The following is an 18,354-nucleotide window of genomic DNA, read 5'->3' as shown; positions in this document are numbered from 1 at the left end:
GGTTTCGATTATATGAGAAATCTGTGATGACTGAAAGATATGACGTTAAAGTTTTTTTAAAGAAGGTTCGGCGAAAACGGAGGGAATGGGCGAGGGATTCTAGCGCTTGAAGCAGTCCACCCCGATCCAGTAGGACCGCTCATAGGGCGAGAGGGAACCCGCCCCGTTCTTCCGGGCCTCCCGGACCGGACGGGCGGAGACGGCGCTCACAGGCTTGGAAACCAGCGTCACCCGGCAGACCGCCCGGCCCTTCTCAAGGGCGAACGCCCTCTGCCCGTTCTCCTCGGCCCGGAACTTCCGCGCGAAATGCTCCTCCGACCAGTCGGCGCGCCGGAGGGCGCCGGCGATGTATCCGGCGATGTCCTCGGCGGAGCGAATCTTCTCGCTCTCCACGTGCTCGCCCGTTCCCACCGCCAGCAGCCGGCAGAACCGCCCGCTCACCCAAGGGACGCCTGGCGGGAAGGCGGATTCCGACATCCGCCAGCCGGGCCCGATGGGCACCGCCTCCTCCAGCATCTCGCGCACCGCCGCGCACTCGCTCCGCGTGAGGGGGTGCACTTCCTGCGGCGCCGCGAGCGCGGCGTCCGCCGACAAAGTCCAGATGGCGACCACAACCGCGAGCATGCGAAACACCGCCATTTGCTGATTTTCCTGACCCCGCTTCCGCCGGGGCATCTCAATTCGAGATAACCCTATCAGGAATTCGGAAGGGCGGCCAACCGGCCGTGCTCCAGGCGGATTTCCCCCCGGACGCCGGCCCATTCCGGCTGATGGCTGCACACCACCACGGTCTTTCCCGCCCCGGTCAGCGCCTGGACGGCCGCGCGGATGCGCTCGGCCGATTCCCGGTCCACCTCGGCCGTCGGCTCGTCCAGCAGGAGGGTCTCGGCCCCGCAGGCAATCGCCCGCGCCAGGGCGGCGCGCTTGCGCTCCCCGCCCGAGAGGGAATGGGCGCTCCGCTGGGAGAGGTGGAGCAGTCCCGCCGCCTCGAGCGCCTCGCGGGCTCCCCCTTCCGCCTCGGCCCGGGGGACCCCCCTCGCCCTCAGGCCGTAGGCCGCGTTGTAGAGAACGCTCCCGCTGAAGAGGAATGGCGACTGGGCGAGCATCGTCACCCGGCGGCGGTGGGCGAGGCCCGCCTGTCCGAAGGGGACCGGGTTCCCCCGGTAGGTCAGCGCGCCGTCCTCCGGCGGGAGGAGGCCCGCGAGCAGGCGCAGGAGGGTGGTCTTGCCCGCCCCGTTCGGCCCGGTGAGGAGGGTGGCGCCCCCGGCGGGGATGGCCAATTCCTCCACATCGAGGACAACCGCCCCGCCCAGGCGCACGCGCACGCCTTCCAGCCGGAAGCCCCCGCCCGTCACGGTCCTCCCCTCCATCAGGGCCTCTGCAGGAGGCGGGAGAGGAAGCTCACCGCGATCATGATCGACATCAGCACCATCCCCAGCGCGATGCCGAAGCCGAACTCGCCCTTCATGCTCTCGAGCGCGATGGCGGTGGTGAGGGTGCGGGTGTGGCCCTCGATGTTTCCGCCGAGCATCATGGCGATGCCCACCTCGGAGGCCACCCGCCCGAAAGCCCCCAGCACGGCGGCCATCAGGCCGAAGCGCGCCTCCCGGAACACCGTCCAGGCGGCGCGGCCCGCGGAGGCGCCGAGGGTGAGCGCCGTCTCGCGCGCCCCGGCGTCCACCCCGGCGACCGACGTCATTCCGTATACGGCGGCGATCGGAAGGGCCAGGACGCAGAGCCCGGCCACGATCGCCGAGGGCGAGAAGAGCAGGTCCATCCCGCCCAGAGGGCCGCGCCGGGAGAGCAGGCCATAAACGAGGAGGCCGATGACGACTGTCGGAAATCCGAGGAGGCTCTGAAGCAGCCCGACGACGAGGCCGCGTCCCCGGAACCTCGCCACGGCGAGCAGGTACCCCGCCGGGAGCCCGAGCGAAGAGGCCAGGAGAGTCGCCCACAGGCTCACCTGCAGCGTCACCCCGGCGGCCCGCCAGACCTCGGGATCTCCCGTCAGGACGCGGAGGAGGCCTTCGTAGAAGCCTTCAATGAGAAAGTCCATCTTTTTCCCTGGCCGAGCGCGGTACCCATGAGGGTGTCATTCCGAACGGAGCGAAGCGAAGCCTCGCCCCTACGTATTTGGACCTGCGGCCCTGGAACCCCGGAATGCACCAGCCGGAATGCACCAGAAGGCCCGAACCGTCAGTTGCCGCCAGCCCCCCCCGCCGAGGGGAAGAAGAGCACCTTCCCCTCCATCGCAAAGCCGCCGATGAGCTTTTGGCCCTCAGGGGAGACGAGGAAGTTCACGTACTTCATCGCCAGGTCGTACTTCACGTGGGGATGCTTCTTGGGGTTGACGGCGATGACGCCGTAGGGGTTGAAGAGCTTCTTGTCGCCCTCGATGGCGATCTCGAGCCCGATCTTCTTCTTGGCGGTCAGGGCGATGTAGGTGCCCCGGTCGGCGAGGGTGTAGGCCCCCTTCTCGTCCGCCGCAATGAGAGTGTTGCCCATCCCCTGGCCCAGGGAGCGGTACCACCCGCCCGAGGGCTTGCCCAGGCCCGCCGCCTTCCAGAGCCGGAGCTCCATCTTGTGGGTGCCCGAGTCGTCGCCGCGGCTGAACCAGAGGGCCTTCTTCCCCGCCACTTTCTTGAAGGCGGCCACGGCGTCCTTCATCCCCCGGACCCCCGCTGGGTCCTTCTTGGGGCCAGCCACGATGAAGTCGTTGTACATCACGTCCCGGCGGTTCACGCCGTGGCCCTCCGCCACGAACTTGTCCTCGGCGGCGCGGGCGTGGACGAGCACCACGTCCACGTCCCTGTTCCGCCCGAGGCGCAGCGCCTGGCCTGTGCCCACGGCGATCACGTCCACCTTCACCCCATGCTTCTCCTCGAAGACGGGATGAAGGTACTTCAGCAGACCCGAGTTGGACGTGCTGGTGGTGGTGGCGAGCTTGAGGCGCTCCGCCGCGCCGGCAAGGCCCGCGGAGGCGGTGACGAAAGCAAAGAAGAGAGCGAAACCCGCGAGAGAGCGCATCCGCATGAAAACTCTCCTTTCCTGAACCGCTACTTGCCGACTGAAAAAAATCAAAAGGACTGTCAGCCCACTCGCGCCCGCGGATTTCGGCACCCCTCTCCCGTCTTTTCGGGTCCCCGAACCGGCCTGCCGGTTCGGGAGGGGGAGAGGGGACGGGGGTGAGGGAAACATCTCTCGGCGCCGCCCAATCCCTCCCTCACCCCTGCCCTCTCCCAAGGGAGAGGGAGAAGTGCGCGTCCTCACCATCGGACGGCCTGTCTAGAATTCGGCCTGGACGGTCCCCGTCTCCCGCAGGTCGTAGCCCGGCCAGGCGGCCCCCCGGCGCCGAAAGGAGGGCGAGCGCAGCGCCTCGACGAGGCTTCCGGCGCGCCGGCCCGCCTCCCGGGGCACGATGAGGTCGAAGCGCTCCTCGCGCAGGGGCACGAAGCCCAGGCCCGCCTGGCGCCCCGCCCACTCGCAGGCGATGGCGGCGTCGGCCTCCCCGCGCACGACGCGCAGGGCGGCCTCCTCATGGGTGCTCACCTCGATCTTGTAGCCGGGGAGGCTCTCGGGCTCGGCGCCGGCGCGGCGCAGCTCAGCGTCCAGCAGGAGCCGGGTGCCCGAGCCCGGCTGGCGGTTCACGATGCGGAGGCCGGGGCGGCGCGCCAGGTCCGCCACGCTGCGCAGGCCCAGGGGGTTGCGCGGGGCGGTGAGGATGCCCTGGCGGCGGTGGGCCACGGTGACCACCCGCCCCCGCACGCCCGGGGCGAGGCGCGGCAGGAAGGGCAGGTTGAACTCCCCTTCCTCCTCCAGGTGGGAGCAGGCGAGGTCGGCCAGCCCCCCGGCCAGGGCCCGCAGCCCCCCGGCGCTCCCCAACTCGGCGAAGGCCAGGAGGCCCTGCTCCGGCTGGCGGTTCAGGCCGCGCAGGAGGGAGCGGAAGAGGGGGTCGTCGCTCCCGGCGAGGACGAGGGCGGCGGGGCGTCGCGCGCGGGGGACCTCGCCCCGCACGCCCCCCCGCGCGAGACTTTCGAGCCACTCCTCGAGCGTCGCCCGGGGGAAGATCCATTTTCCGGTGAGGCGGACGGCGGGAATTTTCCCCGCCCTGGCAAGGGAATATACCTTCTTTTCGTTCAGGCCCAGGAGCTCCGCCGCCTCGGCCGTGGAGAGCATCTCACCCATGAAATTTCATTGACCTCATCAAGCACAGGCATAAATCCTTCCAAATAATAACAAAAAATAACAACTTTTCGATCAAAAATCGGCGGATTCCGGCCAAAAATCGGGATTTTCAAGCCGCCTTTGCCGCTTTTCCCCGCCTTGTGCCGGGGGGCGGCCTCCCCTCACGTTAGGCGTGGGATTGGAGATTTCCGCCTGAGCGCCCCCCCTCCGGAGGGGGCGGTTCCCAATGGGGATTCCGATCATGCGCACCGCCGCGATTTTCCTGGGCGCCATCGCGGGGATCATCGTTCTCGCGGTGGCGGGAGCGTTCATTTACATCAAGACCCTCGACCCGAACCAGTACAAGGGCTACATCGCCGGCAAGGCGAAGGAGGCAACCGGCCGCGACCTCAGGATTGAGGGCCCCATCCGCTTCGAGCTCGGCCTGAGGCCCGTGCTCGTGGTGGAGGGGGCGAGCTTCTCCAACACCTCCTGGGGGAGCCGCCCCCAGATGGCCACCCTGAAGCGGCTCGAGGTGGAGGTGGAGATCCTCCCCCTCATCCGGGCCCGGGAGATCCGCCTGAAGCGCCTCGTGCTGATCCATCCCGACATCCTGCTCGAGAGGAACAAGGAGGGCCGGGGGAACTGGCAGTTCGGCACGGCCGATGAGAAGCAGCCCCAGAAGGATGAGAAGCAGCCCCAAAAGAAAGAGGGCCGGGGCGTCCCGGCGGGCCTGGCCCTCGCCACCCAGGTGGAGAACGCCTCCGTCACCTACCGCAACCACCAGACGGGCAAGGTGCACCGGGTCACCATCGAGCGCATGTCCGCGAACGCCGAGAGCCTCGACTCGCTGGTCGCGCTGAAGTTCAAGGGCGCCTACGAGGAGATCCCCGTGACGGTGGACGGCAAGGTGGGCCCCTTCGGCACGGTCCTGAAGGGCACGGGGCCGTTCCCGGTCGAGGTCTCCTTCTCGGTGGGCGAAATCCAGAGCTCGGTCAAGGGACGGATCGGCGACATCGGAGACATGAGCGGCATCGACCTCCATTTCGCCTCGGAGGGCGGGGGGTTCTCCTCCGTGAAGTCCCTCGTCGGCTCCATGATCGGCGGGACGGGCAAGTTCCGGCTCGCCGCCCAGGTGAAGGGAGACACGGCCTCCCTCGCGATCACCGGGATGACCCTGCGCTCCGGCGAGAGCGACATCGCCGGGCGCTTCAAGGCGAACTTCAAGGGCCCCCGCCCGCGCTTCGAGGGCGAGCTCGTCTCGAAGCGCCTCCTGCTGACGGAGTTCATCCAGCCGGCCAAGGGCGGGCAGGCGCCCAAGCAGGCGCCCAAGAAGGAGCCCGGGGCCGGCAAGGGCGAGCTCTTCCCGAAGACCCCCATCCCCTACGACAGCCTCCGCCACGTGGACGCCCGCGTCCGCCTCTCGGCGGGAGAGCTCATCGCCCCGCGCGCGTACTTCCACGAAGTGTCGGCCGACCTCAACCTCCAGGACGGCCGCCTCGGCCTCACCGCCCTCAAGGCCAAGACCGCGGGCGGCTCGATGGAGGGGAACCTCCACGCCAACGCCAACACCAAGGTCGGCGGCCTCAAGGTCACGGGCCGGAACCTCGAGATGGCCGAGCTCCTCAAGAACGCGGGCACCTCCGCCTGGGTGAGCGGCCGGACCGACTTCTCCCTGGACCTCCAGGGCCGGGGCGAGGACGTCGACACCCTCATGGGTAACCTGGACGGGGAGACCCGGCTCCTCGTCGGCGAGGGGACCATGAACACGGCCGGCCTCGACTACCTGGTCGGCGGCTTCACCCAGGTGCTCGGCACCCTCCTCTCGCAGGGCACCACCAACATGAAGCTCAACTGCGCGGCGGCCGACTTCGCCGTGAAGAAAGGCGTCGCCGAGACACGCGCCCTGGTGGCCGACAGCCAGTTCTCCACCATCTCGGGCGAGGGCAAGATCGACCTCGGCCGGGAGACGGTCGACATGCGGGTCGTGCCGAAGGCCAAGTCCGTCACCCTGAGCATGTCGGTGCCGGTCCGGATCGAGGGCCCCCTCCGGAAGCCGAGCGTCCGCCCGGACGAGCTGGCGGTCGCCCGGAGGCTCGCCGGGGTGATCGGGGCCTTCGTCTTCCCGCCGGCGGCCATCATCGGCCTCGGCGAGCTGGGCACCTGGAGCAACCCCTGCATCGACATCATGAAGAGCGGGGCCGCCCCCGGCGCCCCGAAGGACGGCGACCCGAAGGACGGCGACCCGAAGAAGGGACTCGAAGGGGTGGGCAAGGAGCTGAAGAAGGGCATCGAGGGGATCGGCGAGGGGCTGAAGGGGCTGCTCGGGAAGTAGGACGCAAAAGGCGGGGCGCGAGAATTAGCCGGGTCAGGCGGCGCATCCGCATCCGCATGGTGAGGCAAATCGTGTTCCGATGAGCGATTCGGGGAGGCCGGAATGATGCGCTTGACCAATTTTTAGAGTGGTTTTAATTTAACTGGGCGGGGGCGTTCCTTAGAGGGGGGTGCCCCCGCCCAATCCTAAGCCGGGTGCCTTAAGCCACTCGGCCAACGCTCCGATGAAAAGAAAGAGCCCCGCATGGTCATGTGCCCTGCGGGGCGTTTTCTATCCGCTTATAAAAATTGCCCTTGTTGGTCGAGATTAACCTGATCAATCCTTCTTGGGCCAACCGCCGAAGAGTCGTAGATACCGATGGTTCTGGTCTCTCAGCCCTGAATTTGTATCCCCCACCTTGAGCCCGCTCGGCCACTTGTCGAACTGTCAATACATCATTAGAACTATTTATTATTCTAAGGCACGTCTCCCTTTGGCTTAAATTCTCAAAGAGCTTTTCTTCCGAGGGGCCAGAAGGCTTCGGACTTTCAATTGCCACCCTGACACGCCATGGCGCGTGCTCCCTAAAGAAAGTCTCTAGAAGGGGCAGTGTGTCCCGGACTAGGTCGAGAATTTGGGCGGGGACATTTTCTGCACGGAAACGAAGGCGTACCTGTCTCTCCGCCTCCGTGTCCACTTCAACTTCCCTGAAGAGGACTTGCCGCGCCGGTCTGAGGGATTGGATCGCCTCCCCCCAGAGCCTCCGTGCCTCAATGGGATCCCAAGGCCTTGAAAGGGGCCTTCTACGAAGTAAGCCAGGGAATGGAGGCGCAGTGGAGGATTTGTTGTTTGGTTCTTCCTCCTGCCATTTCAACATGATTTCAAGGGCCAAAATTCGCTCATCTATTTGATTTCTTTTATCTTTGAGATTGTCGATTGCTTTTTGGATTGTTTCCCTGTCCAAAACCGACGGGAACTCCATGGTGGTACCTCCCAATCCAAGCCCGCCGTCAATGTATGATTTTGTTGGCAATATGTCAACGATTTATATGCCAACAAACAAAGTCAAAACATAGCTATTGTGTGGCAATTCGGGATACCCGAAATTAAAAGGGCCGTACACCCCGGATGGTGAACGGATAATTGGCCGAAATAGGCCGCCTGAGGGTAGCCCGGTGCCCGAACTTCACATTGACGCTGTGGTTTACGAAGAAGATGGACTTTTCGTGGCCCATGCGCTCCAGTTGGATTTGGTTGTGACCGCGCCTAGCGAACATGAGGCCATTGATGACCTCTTGGAGGTTTGCCAGGCCCAAATTGTCTATGCCGCCGAAAACGATAATTTTGAAAATATTTTTAGACCGGCCCCGCCCGAAGTATGGCAGCGGTTCTTTAAAACCAAAGCCCAAGCCCAGAAGCGCCAGCGGGAAACCAAAATATCCCGGTGGGATTCAATAACCTCTGGGCTATCGCTTTCGGCGGTGCCTGTAATGGTATAAGGGAGTAATGAATCCTCACCCTATTAAATTCCGGGAATTGGAGCGGATATTGCGAGACTTGGGGATTCTTTCTCTTGCCGATCGAGGCAAGGGAAGCCATGTGGTTTTTCTGCGGCCTGAAAAAGAAGGGTCAAGAAAGGGAGTAACCTATCCAGTCAAGCACCACGGCGATAACTCTGATGTCAGCGTCCATGTTGTGCAATCAATTATTAGAGCCTTTGGCCTTTCCCCCAAGGATTTTTGGGGGAGTTAAACTGACAACGTCACGGGTTTTCCGGAAACTGCCATCCAATCTTTAGAACCCCTCCAATTCGTCAAATGTCGACCACTCGGACCAATTCAAATTAGGACACACCAGCCGCCCGCTGTCCCTTCCCCGCGGCGGCGCCGTGATACAATTCCGCCCGTCACCCAGGCCGCTTCCCGCCGCCGGAAGGCGCGGCCGTCCTCCTGCCTGTCCCCTTCCCCTTCCCCTTCCATGGGAGACGCGGCCATGCGCATGCGCACCGTCGCCGGCGCCCTCGCCCTGCTTCTCGTCCTCGCGATCGCGGGCGGAATCGCCTACATCAAGTCCATCGACCCCAACCAGTACAAGGGCTACATCGTCCAGCAGGCGAAGGCCGCCACGGGCCGGGACCTCAAGCTCGAGGGCCCCATCTCGCTCGCCATCGGGTGGAGCCCGGCGCTGGTGGTGGAGGGCGCCAGCTTCTCCAACGCCTCCTGGGGCACGCGGCCCGAGATGGCCCGGCTCAGGCGGCTCGAGGTGGAGGTGGAGCTCTGGCCCCTCCTCTCCAGGGACATCCGGCTGAAGCGCCTCGTCCTCGTGGGGCCCGACATCCTCCTGGAGACCGACCGCCAGGGGCGCGGCAACTGGATGTTCGGCGAGCCGGGCGCGGGGGGCGGCGCCGGGGGGGGCCTGCCCGCCGGGCTGAGCGTCTCGCTCCGGCTCGAGGACGGCCTCGTCACCTACCGCGACGGCCAGACGGGCGAGGTGCAGAAGCTCGCCATCGAGCGGATGACCACCCGGGCCGAGGGCCTCGAGGCGCCCGTGACGCTGGACCTCAAGGGCGCCTACATGGATCTCCCGCTCCGGGCGAAGGGGAAGGTGGGGGCGCTCGGGCGCATCCTGGGCTCGGGCGGGACCTTCCCCTTGGACATTCAGGCCTCGCTCGCCGGGGTGGAAGCCCAGGTGAAGGGCGAGATCGGAAACCTCCAGAAGATGAGCGGCGTGCGCCTCGCCGTCTCGGCCTCCGCCGCGAGCCTCGCCGCCCTGAAGCCCATCGCGGGGGAGATGGCCGCGAGCCTCGGCAAGCTCTCCTTCTCCGCCGAGGTGAAGGGAGGCCCCGATATCTTCCAGGCGGACAACCTCAAGCTCGCCCTGGGCGGGACGGACCTCGCGGGCAAGGCGGGGGTGAACCTCAAGGGGGCCAAGCCCCTGATCACGGCCGAGCTGGCGTCCAAGCGCGCCGTCCTGGCCGATTTCCTCGGCGCCCCGGAGGGCGGGAAGGCGGCGGGGGGCGGGCAGAAGAAGTCCGCGGCCCGCAAGGGCAAGGTCTTCCCGAACGATCCCCTCCCGCTCGACGCCCTGGGCCTTCTCGACGCGGACGTGCGCTATACGGCGGGCGAGGTCGTGGCCCCCGGCGCCACGCTCAGGGAGGTCGCGGCCCGTCTCGTCCTGCGCGGCGGGAAGCTTTCGGTCCAGCCCTTCACCGCGAAGGTGGCCGGCGGGGAGGCGGCGGGCGGGCTCTCCCTCGACGCGGGGACGAAGGCGGCGGCCGCCGGGATGAAGGTGAAGGGCCTCGAGCTGGGCGCGCTGCTCAAGGAGGCAGGCCACCGCGACTGGGTAAGCGGCCGGGCGGACCTCGCCGTGGACCTCAAGGGCCGGGGCGCGAGCGTGGCCGCCATCATGGCCAGCCTGAACGGGGAGACCAAGTTCGTCATGGCCAACGGACGGGCCAGCACCGCCGGGCTGGACTACGCCATCGGCGGCTTCACCCAGGTGCTCGGCACCCTGCTCTCCAAGGGCACCGACAAGGTGGCCCTCAACTGCGCGGTGAGCGACTTCCTGGTGCGGGACGGGGTGGCGACCAGCCGCGCCCTCGTCGTGGACAGCGAGTTCTCCACCATCGCGGGCGAGGGGAAAATCGATCTCGGCAGGGAAACCCTCGACATGAAGGTGACGCCCCGGCCCAAGTCGGCCACGCTGAACCTCTCGGTGCCGGTCAACATCCAGGGGACCCTCGCGAATCCCAAGGTCCGCCCGGACGAGCTGGCCGTCGCGCGCCGGCTCGGCGGCATCGCCGGCATCTTCATCTTCCCGCCCGCCGCCATCGCCGGCCTCGGGGATCTGGGCTCCGCGGACAACCCCTGCCTCAAGCTCATGGCCGCCCCCGGCCAGCCCCCCGCCAAGCAGCCCACCTCCGCGGCCGGCAAGGCGGCGGAGGAGCTCAAGAAGGGCGTCGAGGGGATCGGCCAGGGCCTCAAGGGCCTGTTCGGGAGGTAGGGGCGGAGAGAGCGGGCGAACGCTCGCCCCGATGCCGGCGATGGCCCCGCGGGAGCCTGCGTCCCCCGGCGCTCTTCCTCATGCGAGCCCCCGCTTGGCTTGACGGCCCCGTGGTTTGCGGCTAAAAAGCGGCCCGTCCGGCGGAATTGCACACAAACAATCATTCATGCGGCTTCGTTCACCTTAGCGGCGCCCGCCCGGGAGAGACCGGCACATGCCCCTCCACCTGACGCCGGAAGAACGCCTCATCCTCGCCCTGGACGTCGACAGCGGGGAGGAGGCGCGCTCGCTCGTCCGGGAGCTGGAGGGGGCCGTGTCGTTCTACAAGGTCGGGCTGGAGCTCTTCGCCGCGGCCGGCCCCGACTTCGTGAAGGAGCTCGTGGGGTCAGGCAAGAAAGTGTTCCTGGACCTGAAGTGGATCGACATCCCCGAGACGGTCGCGAAGGCGGTCCGGGTGGCCGCGCGCTTCGGGGTGACGTTCGCCACCCTCGACGGGAACGGCGACCGGAAGAGCATGCAGGCCGCCGTGGCGGCGCGGAACGCGGCGAGGGGGGAGGGGAGGGAAATCCGGCTGCTCTGCGTGACCGCCCTGACCCACCTGGACGACGCCGCCTGCCAGCACATGTACGGCAGAACGGTGAGCCAGCTCGTCGGGGAGCGGACCGAAAAGGCGCTGAACGACGGCCTGGACGGGGTGATTTCCTCGGGAAAAGAGGTGAGCCTGATCCGCGGGATCGCGGACCGCCATTCCCGGCCGGAGGAGTTCCTGATCGTCACCCCGGGGATGCGCTTTCCGGATTCAAGCAAGGACGATCACCAAAGCCGGGCCACCCATCCGGAAACCGCCGTCGCGGAGGGCGCTTCCTGCATCGTCGTCGGGAGGCCCATCCGGGGGGCTTCCGACCGGAAAGGGGAGGCCAGGCGCTTCATCGACGCCATCCGGGGCGGCCTGGCAAAGAGGCCGATCCCGGCCTAGCGGCCACATATAGATAGGCTTCTCCTTCTCTCCGAAACATTCTCGTCTTTCTCTCGTTCTCCCATTCAAATTCCACCGGAAGCCGTCTTCGCCGGATAGGCCGGAGGCTCCCGCTCATCCTCGCCCTCTCGGCCGCTTCCCCCGCGCCCGGGCCCCCGGCTTCTCGTCGGGGAGAAAATCCGGCGCGCGCCCGGGCAGGGAGACGCCGCACTCCGCCGCGAGGACGGCGAGGAGGCGCGCGAGCCGCTCCCGCATGTCCGGGGTGGAGGTGATGCGCCCCAGGGCGACGGGCCGGCGGTCCGGCCCGCGCCGGACGCACTGGTCGAGGGTCTGGTAGTAGCCGAGCTCCTCGTGGCCCTCGAGGACGCCCTGGAGGTAGTTCTGCTCGGAGGCGGGGACCTCGATCCACCAGACGAGGCTGCCCTGGAAGGGCTCGGGGTTGGGACGGCTCCCCCCATCCGAACTCCGTTCGGCGGGGTCCCCGGGGCGGTCCGGCATGGAGGGGATCAGGCGGTGCGGATGCGGCTCACGGCGCGGCGGACGATCTCGGGCATCTCGCGCACGAAGGCGGAGCGCGCGAGCACCTTGTCGAAGCCGGCCCGCTCGGCGCCCTTGAGGAGGTCCACCTCGGTGTGGGCGCCCCAGGCCATGGCGTAGGCGCCCTTGTTCTTGGGACTCTCGCGGAGCTTCTTGACCAGCTCGCCCGCGGCCGCGCCGCCCAGCGCCGGGTGGTGGAGGTCCACGAGGAGGAGGACGATCCGGAAGTTCTTGAGCGCCTCGTCGTACTTCTCGGGCGTGCCGACGAACTCGAGCGCCGCGCCGGGCGAGAGGCCCGCCTCGCGGATCTTGGCGTTGAACATGAGGTCCGAGCAGACCACGAGGATCCGCCTGGGCTCTTCGATCATTTCTTGCTCCTGCCGCGGGAACGGCCTCATGTAGGGGCGTTCAATTGAACGCCCCTGCGAACGTGCAGCGCCGTCCGCGTTTGTAGGGGCGACCGGCCGGTCGCCCCTACGGATGAATATTGTAGATGATGGAGATGCCCTACCCCTGCGCCGGCCCCAGAAGCTCGATGAGGGAGTGGATGTTCTCGATCGTGTCCACCTTGTAGAGCAGCCGCTCGATCTGGGCGATCTGCTTCTCGCCGTACACCAGGCCGCAGCACTCCTTGAACTTCTCGTAGAGCTCCTCGCGGTCCATGGGGCGCTGCGGGGTGCCGCGCGAGAGCTCGGACATCCGCTCGTGGACGGTGCCGTCCTCCATCTCGATGGAGATCTTGCCGCGGATGAGGGCGTAGCCCTGCTTCTCGATCTCCTCGTCCTTGTAGGGCTCGACCTTCTTCATGGCCTCGCGCACGTCGGGGCGGCTCACCACCTCGTCGCGGTACTGGTGGATGCCCGCCTTCCGCTCGAGGAGCAGGATGCCCAGCCCGAACTGGAGGGAGAACTTGGCCTCGAGCTCGTTCTGGGGCTCGGCGTAGCGCAGGGGCTCGAGCACCTTGGAGGTGGTGCCGAAGCGCACCTTCTTGACCTTCTTGGGGTCGATGTCCTTCTCGATGACGAGGTCGCGCATGGCGTCCATGGCCGGGTGGCCGAGGGAGCCCGAGGGATAGGGCTTGATGGAGACGCCCGGATCGACGGCCGACCAGGGGCTGCCGAGCTTGCCGAGGAGGTGGTCCGGGTCGCAGCCCCCGCCCATGATCTGGAAGAAGCCCCAGCGCCCGTCGAGGACGCCCGGGTCGGCCGTGAAGCCCCCGGCCGCCAGGCGCGCGGCCACGACCCCGTTCTCGGCGGCGCGTCCGGCGTGGAAGGGCTTGGTCATGGTGCCGAAGTTGGCCCGGAGGCCGGCGCTCTCCGAACAGGCGATGCCCAAGCACATGCGGAGCTCCCGCTCCTCGAGCCCCAGGAGTTTGGCCGCGGCCGCCGCCGCGCCGATGGCCCCGATGGTGCCGGTCGAGTGGAAGCCCTTGACGTAGTGGTCGGGCTTGATGGCCTCGGCCACCTTGCACTCGACCTCGAAGCCGACCGCGAAGGCGGTCAGGAGCTCCTGGCCGGTCGAGCCCATGGCCTCGGCCATGGCGAGCGAGGCCGCGAGCACGGGGGTGGTGGGATGGGTCAGGAGGCCGTAGACGCGGTCGGGGTAGCTGCTGAGCTGGGTGTCGTCGTAGTCCATGGCGTGGGCGGCGGTGCCGTTCAGGAGGGCGGCCAGGCTGGCCGGGACGGTCATGTCCGTCCCCACCACCTGCGCCTCGGGCTCACCGCCCAGCTCGCGGGCGTACTTCTGGAGGATGCGCCCGCTCGCCTCGGTCGAGCCGGCGACCATGAGCCCTATCCCGTCCACGCAGCACCGGCGCGAGATGTTCTTCACGTCCTCGGGGACGCCGTCGTGGTCCGTCGCGAGCACGAATTGGACGATGGCGTCCGTCAATGCGCTTTCTGGCTTTGCCATGGTTTCACCTTTCATGCCGCCGGATGAGGCTCCCCGGGGCCCCGGTCAACGGGGCGGGGCGGCGGGCTCCCCGGGGGGAGCGGGCCGCGGAGGAGCCGGTAAGGGCCGATTGCAAAAATAACGCGAAAGGCCCGGGAAGCGCCCCGGGCTGCCGCAGATTCCGCTCAGCGACAACAGCAGGAGCCCCGCGAGGATCAGGGTCCCCGCGAGCCAAAGAAACCCGCGCAGCATGGGGCTTTTTCCCCCTCGGCCAAAAAAAAGCGGGCCTATCTGCCCGCGGCCCGCAAGCCGGCTACCGGGGGAAGGGAGGGGGCTGGCACCCGCCTCCCATTACCCAGAGGCACTCGCGCAACGGAGGAAAACTAGCAGAAAGCTCCCCCAGGGGCAAGAACAAACCCCCCGGGGCGATTGCTCCCCGGGGACTTTCGTGAAATAATTCACCCGCGCCTGGGACATCGCGCCCCGCCGCCCCGCTGGGCGGCGGTGGCCTCCCGTGAGAGCGCACCGCGGCAGGCGGCGCGGGGAACGTGAAGGCCGGGGCTTGTGAAAAATAGAACAAGCCCTCCCCCGCCCCTCCATTCCACCGCCCGCCCCAGGCGGGCACCGAATGCGCAAGGAGCGCCCGAATGTTCGACAACCGCGTGGTGGAGGCCGGCGACATCCTTCCCGCGACCGAGGCCATCGAGATGATGGACCAGGTGGACCTCGGCCCCACGATCGACATCCCGGAGATCCCGCCCGAGGCGGACTCGGCGAACCTCACGGAGGAGGAGCGCGGCTTCCTCCAGGGCGAGATCCGCCGGCTGAAGACCGAGCGCAACGCCCTGGTCCTCGCCCACAACTACGTCCCCGCCGACATCCAGGACGTGGCCGACGCCGTGGGCGACTCGCTCTACCTGGCCCGGATGGGCGCGGACTCGGACGCCGACGTCCTGGTCGAGCCCTCGGTCCTCTTCATGACCCAGATCCTGGCCGCCCTGAAGAAGCCCCACCAGAAGGTGCTGGCGCCCCACCTGGGGGCTCTTTGCTCCCTGGCCGCCCACGCCGACGCGGAGAAGGTGCGCGCCTGGCGTGAGGAGCACCCGGACGGCCTCGTCATCAGCTATGTGAACACCTACCTGGACGTGAAGGCCCTGAGCGACTACTGCTGCGCCTCGGCCAACGCGGGCAAGGTGCTCCTCCACGTCGTCAAGAACTCGCGGCCCGGCCAGCCCATCCTCTTCCTGCCGGACCTCTTCCTGGGCTTCTACGCCGCGCGCCTGCTCGAGAAGCAGGGCCAGCCCCTCGATCGCCTCTGGCTCATGATGGGCGCCTGCCACGTGCACGAGCGCATCCGGCCCTCCCACGTCGAGGAGCAGCGGCGGCTCCACCCGGGCGCCATCACGGTGGTCCATCCCGAGTGCGGCTGCACGAGCGCCTGCATGCGCCAGGTGCGCGAGGGCATCGTGCCCGAGACCATGCTCCAGTTCCGCTCCACCCAGGGCATGGTGGCCCTCATCAAGGAGGTGCCCCAGAAGGAGGTCATCGTGGCCACCGAGGTGGGGAACCTCCACCCCATGCACAAGGCGGTGCCGGAGAAGACCCTCATCCCCGCCAGCCGCGAGGCGCTCTGCGCCTACATGAAGCAGAACACCCTCGAGAACCTCTACATCTCGCTCCGCGACATGGTCCACGAGATCACCGTCGATCCCGAGCTGGCCCGGCGGGCGCGCCTCCCCATCGAGCGGATGCTCCGGATCGTCTAGCCCGCGCGCGAGGGGAGGCGGCCGCATGGATCTCCGCGCCCAAATCCGCGCCTGGCTCGCCGAGGACCTGGGCCCGGGGCCCTTCCACTTCGAGGCCGCCCGTGACCCCTGGTGCGAGGCCCACGTCAAGGCGAAGTCGGCGGCCCTCCTCTGCGGGGCGCCCTACGTCCTGGCCATCCTCGAGGAGACCCAGAGCCTCCTCGCCCTGGGCCCCGCCAAGCCCCCCGAGGCCGGGTGGGAATATGAAGAGGGCGCCCGCGTCCCGGCCGGGGCCGTCGTCTGCCGGGCGAGGGGCCACGCCCAGACCCTCTTGAAGGCCGAGCGCACCCTGCTCAATTTCCTCTCCCACCTCTCCGAGATCGCCACCCACACCGCGAATGTCCTCAAGGAGATCGGGGACCTCCCCGCCGGCTTCGGGGGCGTCATCGACACCCGCAAGAACACCCCCGGGCTCCGCCACTTCGAGAAGTACGCCGTGCGCACGGGGGGCGCCCGCAACCACCGCCTGGGGTTCTTCGACGGGGACCTGATCAAGGACAACGACATCGCCGTGGCGGGCGGCGTGCGACCCGCCATCGACCGGGTCTGGGGCCTCCGCTACATGACGGAGATCCAGATCGAGGTGCAGGATTTAGCCCAGCTCGACGAGGTGCTCTCGGACGGGCGCGTGCACATGATCCTGCTCGACAACATGGACCTCGCCACCCTGCGGGAGGCCGTCTCCCGCGCCCGCCAGAAGGGGACCGCCTCCCGGACCGGCAAGCCCTACTCCCTCGAGGCCTCGGGGGTCGGGGGCGCCGGCTTCCGCGCCCTCGCCGAGGCGGGCGTGGACTTCATCTCCACCTCCCGCCTCGTCCGCGCCGCCCCGCCCCTGGACTTCAACATGAAGATCGTGAAGGTGGGATAGGGGGCCCCTCAGTCTTTACAGCCCCCGGGGGCTGTGCCAATCTTTTCCGTCTCCGACATCCCGCGCGGTCGGCCCCGCGGGGTAGGGCTTCCGCGGCCAGGGAGGATCCCGCCATGGCGCTCGAGGTGCAAAGCAAGGGGGTGGACTACTACAAGGCCGACGACGGGCGCATCGTGGCGATGCACGTCAAGGCCAACTTCCAGGACTACGACCTCTTCCCGCCCTACCTCGACACCGAGGAGGCGAAGAACCACATCCGCACGGCCTACGCCGGGCAGGACCCCGACGTCGAGCGCCGCACCAAGGCCCACATGACGGCGGACGAGCTGCCGCTCCAGGTCATCCTCCTGAACCGCCCCAAGGGGGCGACGACGAAGGCGCACTACCACGTCGTGGAGGAGCGCCCCTCCGCCAACACCACGCGCCACCAAATCATGATCTGCTTCAAGGGCTCGGCCCGCATCGGCGTTTACACCAAGGAGGGCCAGCACCTGGGCGAGGCCGTCGTGCGGGCGGGCGAGTTCATCCTGATGTGCGAGGGCCACGAGGTCGAGTTCCTCGAGGACGGCACCAAGTTCCTCGAGATCAAGGAGGGGCCCTTCCCCGAGACCGACGAACGCGACAAAGTGGAGTTCTAGCTCCCTCCCCCGCGCGCGAGGCATCCCCATGAAGCTCTGCACCTTCGAGATCAGGACGCCGGTCGGCCCCTTCGAGCGCCTCGGGGCCGTGGCCACGCAGGGGGGCGAGGTGGTGTACGCGGACCTCAACTTCGCCGCTGCCGCCCGCCTCAAGGAGCGGGGCTCGGCCCGTCCCCAGGCCATGGCCGACGCTATCCTGCCCTCCGATATGCTCGCCCTAGCCGCCGCCGGGGCCGCCGGCCTCGACGCCGCCCGGGAGGCGCTGGCTTTCGCCCTCGCCAAGGACGGCCTGCGGGGACCGCGCGGAGAGCAGCTCCTCTACCGGCCCGGCGAGGCCCGCCTGCTCGCCCCCATCCAGCGCCCCCCGCTCATCCGCGGCTTCGCCGGCTTCGAGCGCCACCTCAAGAAGACCTTCGGCATGATGGGCCTCGAGATCCCCCAGACCTGGTACGAGCGGCCCCTCGCCTTCAAGTCGAGCTGCGCCCACATGGCCGGGCCCGGCGAGGAGGTCCCCTGGCCGAGCTACACCGAGAAGATGGACTTCGAGCTCGAGTTCTGCTGCGTCGTGGGCAAGCCGGGGCGCGACATCCCCGAGGAGAGGGCCACCGAGCACATCCTTGGCTACGCCATCCTCAACGACTGGAGCGCCCGCGACGCCCAGACGGGCGAGATGGCCATGGGAACGGGCCCCTACAAGGGCAAGGACTGGTGCTGGAGCCTCGGGCCCTGGATCGCCACGGCGGACGAGGTGGGCGAGGTGAAGAACATCCCCATGGCGGCGCGCGTCAACGGCGAGACCTGGATCGAGACCACTCCCGGCGAGATGTACTGGACCTTCGAGCAGATCGTCTCCTACACCTCCCGCGACGAGAACCTGCTACCGGGCGACCTCCTCGGCTCGGGCACCGTCCCTGGCGGCTGCGGCATGGAGATCGACCGCTGGATCCGACCCGGCGACCTCGTGGAGATCGACATGGGACCCCTCGGCGTCCTGCGCAACACGATCAGCCCCCGGCCTCCGAAGCGCCCCTTCACCTACCGCTAGCCCGACCGCCGGATTTCGACCTCAAGATTGTGCCGGCGAGGTGATTGCAAAGGCCCCGCTTGAGGTAACAATTTGTGACCTCAAAAAGCCGCTGATGTTCGGCTATGATAGGAAC

Annotated in this window: 18 protein-coding genes; 9 read left to right on the top strand and 9 right to left on the bottom strand. The window is 67.7% G+C overall.

Annotated elements, in window-relative coordinates; translation table 11 throughout:
• Positions 1–99: 99 nt before the first annotated feature.
• From HYZ11_09585 to HYZ11_09565, 5 genes are all read right to left on the bottom strand, one after another.
• A complete protein-coding gene (locus tag HYZ11_09585) occupies positions 100–639 on the bottom strand; it encodes a hypothetical protein (protein MBI3127843.1) in 540 nt (179 codons plus the stop codon).
• 56 nt (positions 640–695) lie between these two features.
• Positions 696–1,370 carry an energy-coupling factor ABC transporter ATP-binding protein gene (locus HYZ11_09580; GenBank protein ID MBI3127842.1) on the bottom strand — a complete coding sequence of 225 codons (675 nt, stop codon included), beginning with the start codon at positions 1,368–1,370 and terminating at the stop codon, positions 696–698.
• Positions 1,370–2,056 (bottom strand): ABC transporter permease, encoded by a 687-nt coding sequence (locus HYZ11_09575; GenBank protein MBI3127841.1) that lies wholly within the window; start codon positions 2,054–2,056, stop codon positions 1,370–1,372. Before HYZ11_09575 ends, HYZ11_09580 begins: the two co-directional genes overlap by 1 nt.
• Positions 2,057–2,196: 140 nt before the next feature.
• A complete protein-coding gene (locus tag HYZ11_09570) occupies positions 2,197–3,027 on the bottom strand; it encodes a substrate-binding domain-containing protein (GenBank protein ID MBI3127840.1) in 831 nt (276 codons plus the stop codon).
• A gap of 258 nt (positions 3,028–3,285) precedes the next feature.
• Positions 3,286–4,185, bottom strand: coding sequence for a helix-turn-helix transcriptional regulator (locus HYZ11_09565; protein MBI3127839.1), 900 nt, complete (start codon positions 4,183–4,185; stop codon positions 3,286–3,288).
• A gap of 241 nt (positions 4,186–4,426) precedes the next feature.
• Here HYZ11_09565 and HYZ11_09560 point away from each other — a divergent pair, with 241 nt between their 5' ends.
• A complete protein-coding gene (locus HYZ11_09560; protein MBI3127838.1) occupies positions 4,427–6,499 on the top strand; it encodes an AsmA family protein in 2,073 nt (690 codons plus the stop codon).
• Positions 6,500–6,746: 247 nt separating this feature from the next.
• On the opposite strand, the gene HYZ11_09555 is transcribed toward HYZ11_09560, so the two are convergent.
• Positions 6,747–7,460 carry a hypothetical protein gene (locus tag HYZ11_09555; protein ID MBI3127837.1) on the bottom strand — a complete coding sequence of 238 codons (714 nt, stop codon included), beginning with the start codon at positions 7,458–7,460 and terminating at the stop codon, positions 6,747–6,749.
• Positions 7,461–7,653: 193 nt separating this feature from the next.
• Here HYZ11_09555 and HYZ11_09550 point away from each other — a divergent pair, with 193 nt between their 5' ends.
• The 4 genes from HYZ11_09550 to pyrF all read left to right on the top strand — a co-directional run bounded on the left by HYZ11_09550 (position 7,654) and on the right by pyrF (position 11,456).
• Positions 7,654–7,977 (top strand): hypothetical protein, encoded by a 324-nt coding sequence (locus tag HYZ11_09550; protein ID MBI3127836.1) that lies wholly within the window; start codon positions 7,654–7,656, stop codon positions 7,975–7,977.
• A gap of 7 nt (positions 7,978–7,984) precedes the next feature.
• On the top strand, positions 7,985–8,230 hold the full coding sequence (locus tag HYZ11_09545) for a type II toxin-antitoxin system HicA family toxin (protein ID MBI3127835.1): 246 nt from the start codon (positions 7,985–7,987) through the stop codon (positions 8,228–8,230).
• A 240-nt stretch (positions 8,231–8,470) separates the two neighbouring features.
• A complete protein-coding gene (locus HYZ11_09540) occupies positions 8,471–10,480 on the top strand; it encodes an AsmA family protein (protein ID MBI3127834.1) in 2,010 nt (669 codons plus the stop codon).
• Positions 10,481–10,694: 214 nt separating this feature from the next.
• Positions 10,695–11,456, top strand: coding sequence for an orotidine-5'-phosphate decarboxylase (gene pyrF, locus HYZ11_09535; GenBank protein ID MBI3127833.1), 762 nt, complete (start codon positions 10,695–10,697; stop codon positions 11,454–11,456).
• 114 nt (positions 11,457–11,570) lie between these two features.
• Here pyrF and HYZ11_09530 read toward each other — a convergent pair whose 3' ends face one another.
• The 3 genes from HYZ11_09530 to HYZ11_09520 form a co-directional block, all read right to left on the bottom strand.
• On the bottom strand, positions 11,571–11,954 hold the full coding sequence (locus tag HYZ11_09530; protein MBI3127832.1) for a hypothetical protein: 384 nt from the start codon (positions 11,952–11,954) through the stop codon (positions 11,571–11,573).
• 8 nt (positions 11,955–11,962) lie between these two features.
• A complete protein-coding gene (locus HYZ11_09525) occupies positions 11,963–12,361 on the bottom strand; it encodes a hypothetical protein (GenBank protein MBI3127831.1) in 399 nt (132 codons plus the stop codon).
• Positions 12,362–12,500: 139 nt separating this feature from the next.
• The gene (locus HYZ11_09520) at positions 12,501–13,904 is read right to left on the bottom strand and encodes an MmgE/PrpD family protein (GenBank protein MBI3127830.1); all 1,404 of its coding nucleotides are present in this window, start codon (positions 13,902–13,904) and stop codon (positions 12,501–12,503) included.
• Between the two features lie 689 nt (positions 13,905–14,593).
• Here HYZ11_09520 and nadA point away from each other — a divergent pair.
• From nadA to HYZ11_09500, 4 genes are all read left to right on the top strand, one after another.
• Entirely contained in the window at positions 14,594–15,649 is a 1,056-nt protein-coding gene (nadA, locus tag HYZ11_09515; GenBank protein ID MBI3127829.1) for a quinolinate synthase NadA, read from the top strand.
• A 25-nt stretch (positions 15,650–15,674) separates the two neighbouring features.
• Entirely contained in the window at positions 15,675–16,556 is an 882-nt protein-coding gene (nadC, locus tag HYZ11_09510; GenBank protein MBI3127828.1) for a carboxylating nicotinate-nucleotide diphosphorylase, read from the top strand.
• Positions 16,557–16,669: 113 nt separating this feature from the next.
• A complete protein-coding gene (locus tag HYZ11_09505; GenBank protein MBI3127827.1) occupies positions 16,670–17,194 on the top strand; it encodes a hypothetical protein in 525 nt (174 codons plus the stop codon).
• 28 nt (positions 17,195–17,222) lie between these two features.
• Positions 17,223–18,239, top strand: coding sequence for a fumarylacetoacetate hydrolase family protein (locus HYZ11_09500; GenBank protein MBI3127826.1), 1,017 nt, complete (start codon positions 17,223–17,225; stop codon positions 18,237–18,239).
• The last annotated feature ends 115 nt before the right edge of the window (positions 18,240–18,354 follow it).

Source organism: Candidatus Tectomicrobia bacterium (genome assembly GCA_016192135.1).
Lineage (GTDB): Bacteria > UBA8248 > UBA8248 > UBA8248 > UBA8248 > 2-12-FULL-69-37.
The sequence above is the reverse complement of the archived record's forward strand: the minus strand, read 5'-3'. Positions and strand labels throughout refer to the sequence as shown.

Coding starts and splice junctions, on each gene's coding strand:
- HYZ11_09585 (MBI3127843.1), bottom strand. CDS start 639: ATGGCGGTGTTTCGCATGCTCGCGGTTGTGGTCGCCATCTGGACTTTG.
- HYZ11_09580 (MBI3127842.1), bottom strand. CDS start 1,370: ATGGAGGGGAGGACCGTGACGGGCGGGGGCTTCCGGCTGGAAGGCGTG.
- HYZ11_09575 (MBI3127841.1), bottom strand. CDS start 2,056: ATGGACTTTCTCATTGAAGGCTTCTACGAAGGCCTCCTCCGCGTCCTG.
- HYZ11_09570 (MBI3127840.1), bottom strand. CDS start 3,027: ATGCGCTCTCTCGCGGGTTTCGCTCTCTTCTTTGCTTTCGTCACCGCC.
- HYZ11_09565 (MBI3127839.1), bottom strand. CDS start 4,185: ATGGGTGAGATGCTCTCCACGGCCGAGGCGGCGGAGCTCCTGGGCCTG.
- HYZ11_09560 (MBI3127838.1), top strand. CDS start 4,427: ATGCGCACCGCCGCGATTTTCCTGGGCGCCATCGCGGGGATCATCGTT.
- HYZ11_09555 (MBI3127837.1), bottom strand. CDS start 7,460: ATGGAGTTCCCGTCGGTTTTGGACAGGGAAACAATCCAAAAAGCAATC.
- HYZ11_09545 (MBI3127835.1), top strand. CDS start 7,985: ATGAATCCTCACCCTATTAAATTCCGGGAATTGGAGCGGATATTGCGA.
- HYZ11_09540 (MBI3127834.1), top strand. CDS start 8,471: ATGCGCATGCGCACCGTCGCCGGCGCCCTCGCCCTGCTTCTCGTCCTC.
- pyrF (MBI3127833.1), top strand. CDS start 10,695: ATGCCCCTCCACCTGACGCCGGAAGAACGCCTCATCCTCGCCCTGGAC.
- HYZ11_09530 (MBI3127832.1), bottom strand. CDS start 11,954: ATGCCGGACCGCCCCGGGGACCCCGCCGAACGGAGTTCGGATGGGGGG.
- HYZ11_09525 (MBI3127831.1), bottom strand. CDS start 12,361: ATGATCGAAGAGCCCAGGCGGATCCTCGTGGTCTGCTCGGACCTCATG.
- HYZ11_09520 (MBI3127830.1), bottom strand. CDS start 13,904: ATGGCAAAGCCAGAAAGCGCATTGACGGACGCCATCGTCCAATTCGTG.
- nadA (MBI3127829.1), top strand. CDS start 14,594: ATGGACCAGGTGGACCTCGGCCCCACGATCGACATCCCGGAGATCCCG.
- nadC (MBI3127828.1), top strand. CDS start 15,675: ATGGATCTCCGCGCCCAAATCCGCGCCTGGCTCGCCGAGGACCTGGGC.
- HYZ11_09505 (MBI3127827.1), top strand. CDS start 16,670: ATGGCGCTCGAGGTGCAAAGCAAGGGGGTGGACTACTACAAGGCCGAC.
- HYZ11_09500 (MBI3127826.1), top strand. CDS start 17,223: ATGAAGCTCTGCACCTTCGAGATCAGGACGCCGGTCGGCCCCTTCGAG.